The sequence below is a fragment of the Mesorhizobium sp. M2C.T.Ca.TU.002.02.1.1 genome (genome assembly GCF_003997225.1).
In genome coordinates this window covers 1-12,643 of record NZ_RZTO01000083.1, presented here as the reverse complement: position 1 = coordinate 12,643, position 12,643 = coordinate 1, and the positions used below count along the sequence as shown (strand labels likewise).

At 64.9% G+C, this 12,643-nt stretch carries 17 protein-coding genes; 9 read left to right on the top strand and 8 right to left on the bottom strand.

From position 1 onward, the window contains the following. The 3 genes from ssuD to EOD07_RS06945 form a co-directional block, all read left to right on the top strand. Positions 1 to 1,139, top strand: a 1,139-nt coding sequence (ssuD, locus tag EOD07_RS06955) for an FMNH2-dependent alkanesulfonate monooxygenase (protein ID WP_127234528.1), incomplete at its 5' end; no start/stop codon positions are given. Then, positions 1,136 to 1,915: an ABC transporter permease subunit gene (locus EOD07_RS06950; protein WP_052457981.1), complete on the top strand. Its 780-nt coding sequence runs from the start codon at positions 1,136 to 1,138 to the stop codon at positions 1,913 to 1,915. The genes ssuD and EOD07_RS06950, both read left to right, overlap by 4 nt. Positions 1,916 to 1,923: 8 nt before the next feature. Beyond that, entirely contained in the window at positions 1,924 to 2,724 is an 801-nt protein-coding gene (locus EOD07_RS06945) for an ATP-binding cassette domain-containing protein (RefSeq protein WP_127234526.1), read from the top strand. Positions 2,725 to 2,753: 29 nt separating this feature from the next. Here the strand turns inward: EOD07_RS06945 and EOD07_RS06940 are convergent, their stop codons facing one another. Continuing rightward, complete coding sequence (locus EOD07_RS06940; protein WP_127234524.1) at positions 2,754 to 2,939, bottom strand: hypothetical protein; 186 nt, start codon at positions 2,937 to 2,939, stop codon at positions 2,754 to 2,756. 309 nt (positions 2,940 to 3,248) lie between these two features. Between EOD07_RS06940 and EOD07_RS06935 the strand changes: the two genes are divergently transcribed. From EOD07_RS06935 to EOD07_RS06920, 4 genes are all read left to right on the top strand, one after another. Continuing rightward, on the top strand, positions 3,249 to 3,611 hold the full coding sequence (locus EOD07_RS06935) for a septal ring lytic transglycosylase RlpA family protein (RefSeq protein WP_040986334.1): 363 nt from the start codon (positions 3,249 to 3,251) through the stop codon (positions 3,609 to 3,611). Between the two features lie 284 nt (positions 3,612 to 3,895). After that, complete coding sequence (locus tag EOD07_RS06930; protein WP_041012359.1) at positions 3,896 to 5,173, top strand: polyhydroxyalkanoate depolymerase; 1,278 nt, start codon at positions 3,896 to 3,898, stop codon at positions 5,171 to 5,173. A gap of 265 nt (positions 5,174 to 5,438) precedes the next feature. Then, positions 5,439 to 6,056: a transglutaminase-like cysteine peptidase gene (locus EOD07_RS06925; protein ID WP_041010016.1), complete on the top strand. Its 618-nt coding sequence runs from the start codon at positions 5,439 to 5,441 to the stop codon at positions 6,054 to 6,056. Positions 6,057 to 6,525: 469 nt separating this feature from the next. Continuing rightward, on the top strand, positions 6,526 to 6,771 hold the full coding sequence (locus EOD07_RS06920; RefSeq protein WP_127234522.1) for a hypothetical protein: 246 nt from the start codon (positions 6,526 to 6,528) through the stop codon (positions 6,769 to 6,771). 72 nt (positions 6,772 to 6,843) lie between these two features. Here EOD07_RS06920 and EOD07_RS06915 read toward each other — a convergent pair whose 3' ends face one another. From EOD07_RS06915 to EOD07_RS06900, 4 genes are read right to left on the bottom strand one after another with little or no spacing between them, the layout of a single operon-like run. Beyond that, positions 6,844 to 7,212, bottom strand: a complete 369-nt coding sequence (locus EOD07_RS06915; RefSeq protein WP_127234521.1) for a helix-turn-helix transcriptional regulator — start codon at positions 7,210 to 7,212, stop codon at positions 6,844 to 6,846. Next, entirely contained in the window at positions 7,209 to 7,733 is a 525-nt protein-coding gene (locus tag EOD07_RS06910) for a Smr/MutS family protein (RefSeq protein ID WP_041010011.1), read from the bottom strand. Before EOD07_RS06910 ends, EOD07_RS06915 begins: the two co-directional genes overlap by 4 nt. Next, the gene (locus EOD07_RS06905; protein WP_127234518.1) at positions 7,730 to 8,833 is read right to left on the bottom strand and encodes a murein transglycosylase A; all 1,104 of its coding nucleotides are present in this window, start codon (positions 8,831 to 8,833) and stop codon (positions 7,730 to 7,732) included. The genes EOD07_RS06910 and EOD07_RS06905 overlap by 4 nt, the downstream gene beginning before the upstream one ends. A 23-nt stretch (positions 8,834 to 8,856) precedes the next feature. After that, on the bottom strand, positions 8,857 to 9,564 hold the full coding sequence (locus EOD07_RS06900; protein WP_040986320.1) for a Tim44/TimA family putative adaptor protein: 708 nt from the start codon (positions 9,562 to 9,564) through the stop codon (positions 8,857 to 8,859). Positions 9,565 to 9,767: 203 nt separating this feature from the next. Between EOD07_RS06900 and EOD07_RS06895 the strand changes: the two genes are divergently transcribed. Beyond that, a complete protein-coding gene (locus EOD07_RS06895) occupies positions 9,768 to 10,262 on the top strand; it encodes an FxsA family protein (protein WP_041012363.1) in 495 nt (164 codons plus the stop codon). A gap of 218 nt (positions 10,263 to 10,480) precedes the next feature. Here the strand turns inward: EOD07_RS06895 and EOD07_RS06890 are convergent, their stop codons facing one another. After that, on the bottom strand, positions 10,481 to 10,726 hold the full coding sequence (locus EOD07_RS06890) for a hypothetical protein (RefSeq protein ID WP_127234516.1): 246 nt from the start codon (positions 10,724 to 10,726) through the stop codon (positions 10,481 to 10,483). On the opposite strand from EOD07_RS06890, the gene secB reads away from it, so the two are divergent. Beyond that, a complete protein-coding gene (secB, locus tag EOD07_RS06885) occupies positions 10,716 to 11,219 on the top strand; it encodes a protein-export chaperone SecB (protein WP_040986315.1) in 504 nt (167 codons plus the stop codon). The genes EOD07_RS06890 and secB overlap by 11 nt on opposite strands. Before the next feature lie 259 nt (positions 11,220 to 11,478). Here secB and dnaQ read toward each other — a convergent pair whose 3' ends face one another. Then, positions 11,479 to 12,186, bottom strand: coding sequence for a DNA polymerase III subunit epsilon (gene dnaQ / locus EOD07_RS06875; RefSeq protein WP_127234514.1), 708 nt, complete (start codon positions 12,184 to 12,186; stop codon positions 11,479 to 11,481). A gap of 74 nt (positions 12,187 to 12,260) precedes the next feature. Beyond that, the coding region (locus EOD07_RS06870; RefSeq protein WP_164772098.1) for a dephospho-CoA kinase at positions 12,261 to 12,643 on the bottom strand (383 nt) is incomplete at its 5' end.

Genomic DNA, 12,643 nt, shown 5'->3' with positions numbered 1-12,643 from the left:
CGCTCGATTTCTTCTGGTTCATCCCAACGCATGGCGACGGTTCCTACCTCGGCACCGAGAAGCAGCAGCGTCCGCCGGAGTTCGGCTACTTCAAGGAGATCGCGCAGGCGGTCGACCGGCTGGGTTTCCCCGGCGTGCTGTTGCCCACCGGGCAGAACTGCGAGGATTCCTGGATCACCGCCACGGGCCTCGCGACGCTGACCGAAAGGCTGAAATTCCTGGTCGCGCTGAGGCCCGGCGTGACGCTGCCGACCTTCGCAGCGCGCCAGACCGCGGCGCTCGACCGGCTGAGCAACGGCCGCCTGCTGCTCAATGTCGTGGTCGGCGGCAATCCGACCGAGCTTGCCGGCGACGGCGTGTTCCTGCCGCATGACGAGCGCTACGCGCAGGCGCAGGAATTCCTCGCCATCTGGCGCGGGCTGGTGTCGGGCGAGCGGGTGAATTTCGACGGCAGATATTACCGCGTCGAGAACGGCCGGCTCGACCTGTTGCCGCTGCAGGAGCGGCCGCCGCTCTATTTCGGCGGCTCCTCCGAGGCCGGCCAGGAGCTCGCCGCCGACCTCGTCGACATGTATCTCACCTGGGGCGAGCCGCCGGCGCAGGTCGCAGCAAAGATCGCCTCGGCGCGCGAGAAGGCGGCGCGGCGCGGCCGCAAGCTGCGCTTCGGCATCAGGCTGCATTTCATCGTGCGCGAGACCGAGGACGAGGCCTGGCGCGCCGCCGAGCTGCTGATCAGCCATGTCACCGACGCGCAGATCGAGAACGCGCAGGCGCGTTTCCTCAAGGAGATGGATTCGGTCGGGCAGCGGCGCATGGCCGAGCTGCATGGCGGCCGGCGCGACCGGCTGGTCGTCTCGCCGAACCTTTGGGCCGGCGTCGGCCTGGTGCGCGGCGGCGCCGGCACCGCGCTGGTCGGCACGCCGGAGCAGATCGTCGAGCGCATCGGCGAATACCAGGCGATCGGCATCGACACCATCATCGGCTCCGGCTACCCGCATCTCGAGGAAGCCTACCGCGTCGCCGAGCTCCTGTTCCCGCGGCTTGGCCTCGGCACCAGCCGGCTCAAGGCGCACAAGGACATCGCCAACGAATTCACGGTCGGCTTCCACGGCGCCGGCCGCCTGCAGGCCGCGTCATGAGCCTGGCCGCGCGCCTCGCCCGCAACGGCGCGGCCGGCTGGCTGCTGCCGGCGGCAATCATCGCCGGCTGGGAAGCCGCCGCGCGCGCGGGCCTGATCCCGGCCAATGTGCTGCCGGCGCCGAGCGCGGTGGCCGAGGCCTTCTGGCGGCTGACCTTGTCCGGCGAGCTGGTCCGCAACATCGGCGTCTCCACCTTGCGCGCATTGTCGGGCTTCGCCATAGGCGGCTCGATCGGCTTCGCGCTTGGCCTCGCCAACGGATTGTCGCGGCTCAGCCGCGGCCTCACCGACACGACGCTGCAGATGATCCGCAACATCCCGCATCTGGCGCTGATTCCGCTGGTGATATTGTGGTTCGGCATCGACGAGGAAGCAAAACTCTTCCTGGTGGCGCTCGGCGTCTTCTTCCCGATCTATGTCAACACGCTGCTCGGCATCCAGGGCGTCGATCCGCAGCTGGTCGAGATGGGCCGGGTCTATGGGCTGGACCGGCGCGCCTTGTTCTTCCGCGTGATCCTGCCCGGCGCGCTGCCCTCGATCTTCGTCGGCCTGCGCTATGCGCTTGGCATCATGTGGCTGACCCTGATCGTCGCCGAGACGATCTCGGCCAGTTCCGGCCTCGGCTACATGGCCATGCAGGCGCGCGAGTTCCTTCTGATCGACGTCGTGGTGCTGTCGATCCTGATCTACGCGCTGCTCGGCAAGCTCGCCGACAGCCTGGCCCGCCTGCTCGAACGCCTGTCGCTCGGCTGGCATCCCGCTTTCCAGAAGGGGTGAGAAACGAGATGCCGGCCGCTACCCTCACCGCACGTTCCCTCATCGCGACGCCTGCGCATGCGCGCACGATCGGCTCGGTCGAGGGCCGCCGGGCCTTCGCCTTCAAGGAGGTGGGGAAACGTTTCGGCGACAAGATCGTGCTCGACGGCATCAGCCTCGACGTGCGGGCCGGACAATTCCTGGCCGTCATCGGCAAGAGCGGCTGCGGCAAGAGCACGCTGCTTCGGCTGCTGGCCGGGCTCGACCGCCCGAGCAGCGGCTCGCTGACCCTCGGCACCGACGAGGAAGGCCACAGCCGCACGCGCTTCATGTTCCAGGAACCGCGTTTGCTGCCCTGGATGAGCGTGGTGAAGAATGTCGAGATCGGGCTGACCGGCATTGCCAGCGGCACCGAGGCCAGGCAGCGGGCGCTTGCCATGCTGGACGAGGTCGGGCTCGCCGACCGCGCCGGCGAATGGCCGTCGGTGCTGTCGGGCGGCCAAAAACAGCGCGTGGCGCTTGCCCGCGCGCTGGTCGGCCAGCCGCAGATCCTGGCGCTGGACGAGCCGCTCGGCGCGCTGGACGCGCTGACCCGCATCGAGATGCAGCAGCTTCTGGAGCGCATATGGCTCGACCAGAAGTTCACCGCCGTGCTGGTGACGCATGATGTCGGCGAAGCTGTCGCGCTCGCCGACCGCGTCGTGGTGATCGGCGCCGGCAAGATCGCTCTCGATCTTGCCGTGCCGGTGGCCCGGCCCCGCCGGCACGGTTCGGCGGAGCTTGCCCAGATCGAAGGCGCCATCCTGGACCGCCTGTTCAGCCGCGGCTGAGGCCGGCAATCCAAATCACACGCACAAGGTCAGATGCGCGAGCGGTTCGCCCAGCGTAGCCCGACCACGCCGACCAGCATGGTGAGGAGGCCGATATAGAGCCATCGCGTCTGGCCGGTCATGAAGCTGCCGCCGACAAGGCCAAGGCCCTGCAGCGACCACAGCGCGCCCAACCCCAGTACAATCAGCGCCAGCACAAACCTGATCAATCGCATCGGCTGGACCCTCTCCAAAAGTCGATCCTGAACGGCGACAGGGACGCAACAAAAGACGTTGAGGAATCGAAATAGTTCGGTTCCCCTGTACTGCAAATCTTGAGGACCGATCTTGCCCGGAACGTCCCGGATGCCGGTCCGATATTCATCAAGAATACGCCTCTCCGGCTCCAGAAATATCATGACAAACTGTTTCGCGGCGACTCCAAACGTGTGCCGCTGCCATGGAACCGCCAGAAGGCTGCCGCATTTCCCGCCTCATTCGGCACTTAGGCGGGGCTACTCGATCAACGGAGCCACCCCCAAAACATGAAGAAAACCAACCGGACCGCGCTTGTCGCGGTAACGATCGCGGCTGGCCTGATGGCAGGCGCATCGTCCGCCTCCTCGGCCGCCGCGCAGTGCGGCCGCGCTTCCTGGTATGCGCTGCATTCCAGAACCGCCTCAGGGGAACGCATGAACCCCTCGGCACTGACCGCCGCCCATCGCTCCTTGCCCTTCGGCACCAAGCTCAGGGTCACCAACAAGAACAACGGCCGCAGCGTCGTCGTTCGTATCAACGATCGCGGCCCGTTCGTGAGGGGACGCATGCTGGATCTCTCCCGCGGCGCCGCCAGCCAGCTGGGTTTCATCGGTTCGGGCCACACCGCCGTCTGCATGGCGCGCGTCTAAGCCTTCCGTTTTGTCGCACCACGGTCCAAGGCAAGCCTCAGGGTTCCGGATCGTGGCCGGTGTCCGGCATGAGGGCCGGACACATATCCTTCACATTTCGGCAGCGCACAGTGAGCCGGCTCGCCCGCTCAAGCCCTCTTCCCAAGAGGTTGAACCAAAGAAGCATTCGTCAGACAAAATGACGTATTGCATCGCAACAATATCTTGTTAACCTCGCCGGGAGACATTCAAGGCTCGGCGCTGTCCGTCGTCCCTTTGGTCGTCGGCCGGCAGCGGGGTTCGCGATGTTCTACCAGCTCTACGAAATGAACCATGCAGCGCTGCAGCCCGCGCGCCTTTATGCCGACGCGGTGCGGCTCTTCTACTCCAATCCGCTCAATCCGATTTCGCACACCCCCTTCGGCCGCTCGGTGGCTGCGACCGCCGAGCTCTTCGAGCGCACCACACGTCGCTACGGCAAGCCGCAATTCGGCCTGGACAAGACCGTGGTCGACTGGAAGAACGTCGCCGTCACGGAAAAGACGGTCTGGTCGAAGCCCTTCTGCAATCTGATCCGCTTCGAGCGCGCGCTGCCGGCCGGCCGCAAGCCCGACCCGAAACTTTTGATCGTAGCGCCGATGTCGGGCCATTACGCGACGCTGCTGCGCGGCACGGTCGAGGCGATGCTGCCGCATGCCGACGTGCACATCACCGACTGGGTCGACGCCCGCATGGTGCCGGTCTCGCAAGGCAGCTTCGATCTCGACGACTATATCGACTATGTCATCGAGATGTTCCACACGCTTGGCCCCGATACGCATGTGATGGCCGTGTGCCAGCCTTCGGTGCCGGTGCTGGCGGCGGTGGCGGTGATGGAGAAGCGCGGCGATCCTTTCGTGCCCTCGACCATGACGCTGATGGGCGGCCCGGTCGACACCCGCCGCAACCCGACCGCTGTCAATCTCCTGGCCGAGGAAAAGGGCATCGACTGGTTCCGCGACAATGTCATCATGCAGGCGCCGTGGCCGGTGCCGGGCTTCGGCCGCGAGGTCTATCCGGGCTTCCTGCAGCTTTCGGGCTTCATGAGTATGAATCTCGACCGCCACATCATCGCCCACAAGGATTTCTTCATGCACCTTGTGAAGCATGACGGCGACAGCGCCGAGAAGCACCGCGATTTCTACGACGAATATCTGGCGGTGATGGACCTGACGGCGGAGTTCTACCTGCAGACGGTCGACACCGTGTTCGTGCGCCACGCTCTGCCGAAGGGCGAGATGACGCATCGCGGCGAGCCGGTCGAGCCGAAGGCGATCCGCAACGTCGCGCTGCTGACCATCGAGGGCGAGAACGACGACATTTCCGGCCTCGGCCAGACCCAGGCCGCGCATGACCTTTGCGTCAACATCCCGGCCGACAGACACGCGCACTACATGCAGCCGGCCGTCGGCCATTACGGCGTCTTCAACGGCTCGCGCTTCCGCTCGGAAATCGTGCCGCGCATCGTCGACTTCATTTCCAGCTATGGCCGCCAGAACCGGGTGGCGGCAAAGCCGAAGCTGGTCCGCTCCGCCAAGAGCTGATTGCCGCCGCCTAGAGCGTTTCTCCGTTTCATGGAAACGGCGAACCGCTTTATCTCCTTGTTTGCGCAATTCCAGACGGAAAACCGTGTCACACTTTTCCTGGAATTGCGCTGGCCGCCGCCGGTGTTGCGCCGCTGACTCTGTTGCGAAAGTGCCGCTACGGGATCGTTGAGGTAACCATGCCGTCAAACGGACCGTCGTCTCTAATTGACACGGACTGTAAATCGCCTTTAACGTTTCGTTAATAAAGAACAGGGCGGGGGCAATGACTTCCTCAGCGATGACGCGGATTCTGCGTTTGTGTGCAGTCGCAGGACTGGCGATCTCTGCGCATTGGGCGGTGCCGGCCTGGGCGGCGGGCGCGATGGCCACGGGCGGCCTGACGTCGCAGCCGATCGGCCATTATGATTTCTGCAAATCGCGTCCGAACGAATGCAACATCCATCCGGCCGATCTCGAGCCGGCCAAGATGACGGAAAGCCTGTGGCGCCGGCTGATCAACGTGACCGCCAAGGTCAACGCCGCCGTCAAGCCGATGAGCGATCTCGATCACTATGGAAAGGACGAAGTCTGGGCCTACCCGGACGACGGCTATGGCGATTGCGAGGACTACGTGCTGGAAAAGCGGCGCCAGCTCTACCGCCTGGGCATGTCGCTGGCCGACCTTCTGATCACCGTCGTGCGCAAGCCCGATGGCGAAGGCCATTCGGTGCTGACGGTGCGCACCGACAAGGGCGACTACGTCCTCGACAATTTGACCGACAAGGTCAAAGCCTGGGACGCGACAGGCTACCGCTTCCTCAAGCGCCAGGCGATCGACAACACCGGACGCTGGGTCTCGATCCGCGACGGCCAGGCGGTGCTGGTCGGATCGGTGCAGTAGGCGGAGCTGGGCGCCCCCTGCTTTCTTCACGAGCGCTCTACCTCCCTCCGCGGTGGGTGGCGAAGCGGACCGCGCGGCGCATGCCGGGCCGGTTTCGACGCGGGGCGAAAAGGCCCCGTGGCTGAAGACGCCAACCTTGGAGATTGGCCGAATCCCTACGTGACGTCGTCATACTCGGGCTTGACCCGAGTATCCATGCCGTGACCCTTACCGTAGAGTGCAACGGTGCAGAATTCTGTAACCGTTGCAGAGCGTTGGCGTAACGGCATGGATTCCAGGGTCTGCGCGCGTCGCTTCGCTCCTTGCTCCGCCCTGGAATGACGACCGAGCTGTCGTAGCCGCACATTGCAAAGGCCGATGATAAAAAGCCCGTAACCGCCTCCGAAAATTTTCAGGCGGCTCCATGAACCGATTCCGTTCAGCCGGCGACACATAGCCGTGAATGGCAAACCCAACCATGGAGACCTCAATGACTGCTTTCCCGCGCAACATCCTACTTGCCGTCGTCGCGGTGTCGGCCCTGACCGGATCGGCCCTGGCGGACGAGACCGTCAAAAGCTGCGCCCAGAAAAACCTCAATGATCTGTGGAGTGGCCATTGCTGTGGCGCCGGCGACGCGAGTTGCATGGGCGGGCACGGTCGCGGCGGCGATCACGACAATGGCGGCCGGGGCAGCCCCAACGGCGGCAGCACCCACGGCACCGGCAAGCCCTGATCTCAAGAGTTCAGATGGTGTCGAACCACGCGCCAGGGGACAATCGCGATCCGCTGGCGCCTGACGCCTGGCTCATATAGGCCGACCGAGTGCCGTGCGTATCGATGCGCTGAGGCGGCGCAATTGCTCTTCATCCAGCCTTTCGATGCTTTCGGCCAGAAGGTTGGCGAGCTCGGTCGCCGCCGGCGACAGGCCGGACGTGTCGATCCTGACCCTGGGATGCGAGGTCTCGGCCAGCCGGGCGAGGTCCTCGGCGTCGTCCCAGATGATGTTGAAATAGCCGATGATCTTCTGGATCAGCGTCCAGGTCGGCGCGCCGCGGCGGCCATGCTCGAGCGCCGAAAGATAGGCGGCGCTGACGCCGATGGCCTCGGCCATCGCCTTCTGGCTGACGCCGCGTTCGGCGCGCAATGCCCTGAGCCTTTCGCCGAACGGGGTCATGAGCGTATCCGCCGCAGCCGGACATAGAGCGCGCCCGAGCCGCCATGGTTGCGCGCGGCATGATCGTGGCTGGAGACGAGATGGCGGAAGGCCGGCGTCGACAGCCAGGCCGGCACGGCGCGGCGCAGGATGCCGTCGCCGCCCGAGGACGACCCCTTGCCGGTGATGATCAGCACATAACGGATGCCGCCGGCATGCGCGCGGTTGAGGAAGGTGAGCAGCAGCGAATAGGCCTCGTCCTGCGTCATGCCGTGCAGGTCGACGCGGCCTTCGATCGGCAGGCGGCCCTTCTTCAGCTTGTGCAGCGTCTGGTCGTCGAGCGAATGCGCCACATGGGGCGTCTTCGGCTTAACGGCAGCGGCCGGAACGCCATTGGCGGCAGGTCGCGACGGCTCCGGTTTCGGCTCGACGATGTCGGGAATCTCGACGGCGGTCTTGCCTTTCAGCGGCCGGGCCGAGCGCGCCACCAGGTTCCACAGGATGCGGTCATCATCGCTGAGATGATCGTCGCGGCGGCTCACCGGGTCGCTCCACCCAGAAGCGCGCGCGGCACCAGCGCATAGAAATCGGCCGCATTGCGGACCACGCCGGCGATCTCGCCGGCCGCGTCGCCCGAGCCGGCGAAGAGGTCGCCGCGCGCGGGCCCCGTGATCGCCGAGCCGGTGTCCTGCGCGATCATCAGTCGCCGGAACGGTTTCTGGTCAAAGGCGGTGAGCGTCGGCGCGTCGATATAGAAGGGCGTGCCGAAAGTGTGCAGCAGGCGGTCGACCGCGACCGAGCGCCCGGGCGTCAGCGGCACCTTGGCGGCGGCGATGGGCCCGAGCGCCGCATCGTCGACGGCAGCCTCGCGGAAGAAGATGTAGGAGCGGTTCTGCCAGAGGATCTCGTCGACCCGGTTCGGATGCGCCTTGAACCAGGCGCGGATCGACTGCATCGTCACCTTTTCCAGCGGGATTTCGCCGAGCTCGCTCAAGATCTTGCCCGGACCGGTGAAGCGCTGTCCCGATTTCGCGGCATAGGTGACGCGGCAGAGCCTGCCGTCGGTCATCTTCAGGCGCGCCGCGCCCTGCACATGGACGAAGAAGGCGTCGACCTTCCCGGCGAGCCAGGCGATTTCGAGATTCTGGCCGGCAAGCGCGCCGCGTTCGATTTCGCCGCGGTCGAAATATTCGACCGGACCCTCATCCGTCCGGCGGGCGAAGGCCAGATAGGCATCCATGCCGGCCGGCCGGTTGCCGTCGTCTATGTCGGTCAGGTCGGCGGGGCGGGACAGCAACGGCACGGTGAACCGCCCGGTCCTGACCGGCGAGGCCTCGACCTCCGGCTCGTAGAAGCCGGTGACGAGACCCGAGCCGTTTTCGCCCCTCACCAGCATCGGCACGAAATGCCGTTCGAAAAAGGACCGCGCTTGCGACCGATTCGGCGCCGAAACGGCGCGCGCCTCGGCATAGGCCTCGGCAAAGGCGTTGAAGTCGACGCCGAGCGATCCGGTGCGATAGGGCTTTACCGGCGCGTGGAAGGCGGAGCGGCGAAATGCGGCAAAGGCTGCGAGGTGGTCATCCTCGTTCCAGCCCGGAAGGTTGCTGAAAGACTTCTCGCTGAATGTGGAAGAGAGCGGCACGACTGGGGCCCCGCCGCCTGGATCTAGTCTTCTTCTTCGGTGGCGACGAGTTTCCAGTTCGGGTCGCGCGAGCGGGTGTCGCGGGCGAAGGTCCAGACATCCTTGACCTCGGCCACCGTTTCAGGATCGCCGTCGATGACGGCGCCGGCCTTGTCGCGGGTCGCCGAGATCAGCTCGGAGACGACGCGCAGCGTGATATGCGCTTCCGAGCCCTTCATCTCCGCGGCGACGATGTCGGCCTTGTCGATGCCGACGAAGGAGGACTGGATCTTCTCCGACTTCGCCTCGCGTTCGCCGATCGCGGCGACGAAGCCGTCATAGACTTCGCGCGACAGGAGATTCTTAAGCGTCTTACGGTCGCCGTCGGCATAGGCCATGACGATCATCTCATAGGCCATCTTGGCGCCGTCGACGAAGGTCTTGGGATCGAAGGACGCATCGTTGTCCTTGATCGTGCGCAGGCCCTTGTTCAGATCGGTGTCCGGCTTGGCGAAGGCGTCGATCTCGGCATAGGTCTCGGCCGCGGGTTCGCCCGGTGCGCGCTTGCGCGGCAGCGACACGACATTTTCGGGCTTCTGCGCCGCATCGGCCTCGCGCGTGCGGCTGGCGGAGTAGGGATCGAAGGGCGGGCGCTCGTTCCCGGTGCGACGTCCGAGCACGTTGCGCAGCTGGAAAAAGATCACAACCGCCGCAATCAAAAAGAAAATCGTGCCGAAGTCGAAGAAACCCATATTTTCCGCCAACTCGAACCCTGTCCTTGCCGGACCGGCGTTACCCTTCGGGGACCGCGGTCGCGTAGCGTTCAACACTTAAAGCATATAGAACGGCAGGCGCTATCATTCAAATCAAAGGCAGCCATACCTATCTAAAGGCGCCAAGGCCAGCGGCGATTGTCCGCCGGCGCCGCAAAAGAAGAAAGCGATCGGTCGAGACTTTGCGCATTTCCTTCATCCCGTTGTTCCTGCTCCTGCTGCCGCTGCTGGAGATCGCCGGCTTTGTCGTCGTCGGTCGCGAAATCGGCGCCTTGGCAACGGTCGGGCTGGTGATCCTGTCCAGCGTCGCCGGCAGCCTGCTGCTCCGGCATCAGGGTTTCGGCGTCATGACGCGGGTGCGCACGGAAATGGATGCCGGGCGCGATCCCAGCCGCCAGCTCGCGCATGGGGCGATGATCGTGCTGGCGGCGATCCTTTTGATCATCCCGGGCTTCATCACCGACATCTTCGCCATTCTTCTGTTGCTGCCGCCGGTGCGCGACTTCGCCTGGCGCCTGCTCAAGAACCGCATCGTCATGGCGACCAGCTTCTCGAGCGGCTTTTCGGCCCGCCGGCGCGACACCGTCATCGATCTCGACGACAGCGACTATTCGCGCGACGATTATCCGAACCGGCCGGACCACAATTCGCCGTGGCGGCGGCTGAAGAACGATTAGTCCCGGACAGGGATTGACCAGTCGGCTCTGTTTGCGTTGTTGGCAAGTGCCATGCGCTGGAGATTGGCCGAAATGCCCGTCCCGATCGTCATTCCAGGGCGGAGCAGGAGCGAAGCTCCGTCGCGAAGACCCTGGAATCCATGCCGTTCCCTTCGCCAAGGCTTGCAACGGAGCAGAATTCTGCACCGCAGCGGCGCTTCCAAGTCATGGAATGGATTCTATGGTCTGCGCTGCGTCGCTTCGCTCCTTGCTCCGCCATAGAATGACGAGGTTGGGGCGGCTTCAGCCAATCCCCGGCGTTTGCGCTGATTCACGCAAATGAACGGAAAAACTTGCAGCAAGACCTGCCGCCGAACAGAGGCGGCAAAACTTGTTTTGTCCGGCAGGCCATGGTAGCGAACCCGCGATTTCAATCCGGTCAGCAATGCTGCCCAGGCAAAAGGACCAAGGCTCATGGCCAGCAACGATGACGCCGCGACCGGCGCCGCCAACGGCAACGGCACCCAGAACCAGCCCTCGCTCAACGTGCTTGCGCAATATGTGAAGGACCTGTCCTTCGAAAGCCCTGGCGCGCCGAACTCGCTGCGCGGCCGCGACAAGGCGCCGGGCATCGCCATCAATGTCAACGTCAACGCCAACCCGCTCTCGGACAAGCAGTTCGACGTCAATCTGACGCTGAACGCCAAGGCTTCCTTCGACCAGGAAGTGCTGTTCAATGTCGAGCTGGTCTATGGCGGCGTCTTCGCCATCTCGGGCTTCCCGCAGGAGCACATGCTGCCGCTGCTCTTCATCGAGTGCCCGCGCCTGTTGTTCCCCTTCGCCCGCCAGATCATCGCCGACGCCACCCGCAATGGCGGCTTCCCGCCGCTGATGCTCGACCCGATCGACTTCGCGCAGATGTTCCAGCAGAGGATTGCCGAGGACCAGGCCGCGGCGAGCAAGGTCCAGGTGAGCTGAGACCCATCGCTACAGCCATCAAGAGCCCGGCTTCGCGCCGGGCTTTTTTTGTTGGAGATGCCGGCGGGACAGCGCCCCCCTTAGGCCTGCCGGCCATCTCCCCCACAAGGGGGGGAGATCGATGTCACGCCGGCTTTCGCCAATCTCAAACGTTGCAGGATGGGCGGCGCGCCGAAGCTGCTAATCTCCCCCCTTGTGGGGGAGATGCCCGGCAGGGCAGAGGGAGGCGCGAAGGATCGCTACTTAGCCGATAGGCTACTCAGCCTGCGGCCGCCACCTTCAGCCACAGCGCCTTCTCACCCAGCGTCGAAACCAGCCCGGCATGCGCCGCGCGGTCCGCTTCGCTCAGGCGCGGCGGCAGGGCGATGGGCCGGGGGCCGATCGAGATGTCGATGTCGGCCACCTCGCCTGCGCCATTCATCTGCACCGCCACGGTTTCCAGAACCAGCGCCGCCTGCTTGCCGCCGATGAGCTCGATATAGACCTCGGCCAGCAGTTCGGAGTCGAGCAGCGCGCCGTGCTTGGTGCGGCGGGTGTTGTCGATGCCGTAGCGCCGGCAGAGCGCGTCGAGCGAGTTCGGGCCCATCGGGTGCTTGCGGCGCGCAAGCGCCAGGGTGTCGATGATGCGGCCGGGGTCGATGGCCGGATGGTCGAGCCGGCTGTATTCGAGATTGAGGAAGCCAAGATCGAAGGTGGCGTTGTGCGCGATCAGCTTGGCGCCGTCGGTGAAGTCCAGCCATTCATCGACGATCTCGGCGAAGGTCGGCTTGCCGACCAGATCGGCGGCGCTGATGCCGTGCACGGCCTGCGCCTCGGCATGGATGGCGCGGCCTTGCGGATTGATGAATTTGTGGAAGGTGCGGCCGGTCGGAAAGCGGTTGACCAGCTCGACGCCGCCGAGCTCGATGATGCGGTCTTCGCGCAAATCGAGGCCGGTGGTTTCCGTATCGAAGATGATCTCGCGCATTCGAATCAATCCGCTCCTGGGAGCAGAATCACAAACCAGAACAAAATGGCAATGGGGACTGCTGCCAGCTAACGTCAGGAACCATGCCGGCCGGACTTATCCCCCGTCAATTCGCCGATGACGGCCCCAACCGCTTTCCGCGCGGCCTCGAAGCCATTTCCGGTGTCGATGATGAAATCGGCCTGGCGGCGCTTCTCGGCGTCGGGCACCTGCTTGGCGAGGATCGAGGCGAACTTCTCCTCGCTCATGCCCGGCCTCGCCAGCACGCGCTCGCGCTGGATTTCGGGCAAGGCGGTGACGACGACGACCTTGTCGACGCGGTTGCGGCCGCCGGTTTCGAACAGCAACGGGATGTCGAGCACGGCGAGCGGCGCGCCGGCGGCGCGGTGTTTTTCCAGAAACGCATCGGCGTCGGCGCGCACCAGCGGATGGATTATTCCCTCGAGCTTCTTCAGCG

Coding starts and splice junctions, on each gene's coding strand:
- EOD07_RS06950 (WP_052457981.1), top strand. CDS start 1,136: ATGAGCCTGGCCGCGCGCCTCGCCCGCAACGGCGCGGCCGGCTGGCTG.
- EOD07_RS06945 (WP_127234526.1), top strand. CDS start 1,924: ATGCCGGCCGCTACCCTCACCGCACGTTCCCTCATCGCGACGCCTGCG.
- EOD07_RS06940 (WP_127234524.1), bottom strand. CDS start 2,939: ATGCGATTGATCAGGTTTGTGCTGGCGCTGATTGTACTGGGGTTGGGC.
- EOD07_RS06935 (WP_040986334.1), top strand. CDS start 3,249: ATGAAGAAAACCAACCGGACCGCGCTTGTCGCGGTAACGATCGCGGCT.
- EOD07_RS06930 (WP_041012359.1), top strand. CDS start 3,896: ATGTTCTACCAGCTCTACGAAATGAACCATGCAGCGCTGCAGCCCGCG.
- EOD07_RS06925 (WP_041010016.1), top strand. CDS start 5,439: ATGACTTCCTCAGCGATGACGCGGATTCTGCGTTTGTGTGCAGTCGCA.
- EOD07_RS06920 (WP_127234522.1), top strand. CDS start 6,526: ATGACTGCTTTCCCGCGCAACATCCTACTTGCCGTCGTCGCGGTGTCG.
- EOD07_RS06915 (WP_127234521.1), bottom strand. CDS start 7,212: ATGACCCCGTTCGGCGAAAGGCTCAGGGCATTGCGCGCCGAACGCGGC.
- EOD07_RS06900 (WP_040986320.1), bottom strand. CDS start 9,564: ATGGGTTTCTTCGACTTCGGCACGATTTTCTTTTTGATTGCGGCGGTT.
- secB (WP_040986315.1), top strand. CDS start 10,716: ATGGCCAGCAACGATGACGCCGCGACCGGCGCCGCCAACGGCAACGGC.
- dnaQ (WP_127234514.1), bottom strand. CDS start 12,186: ATGCGCGAGATCATCTTCGATACGGAAACCACCGGCCTCGATTTGCGC.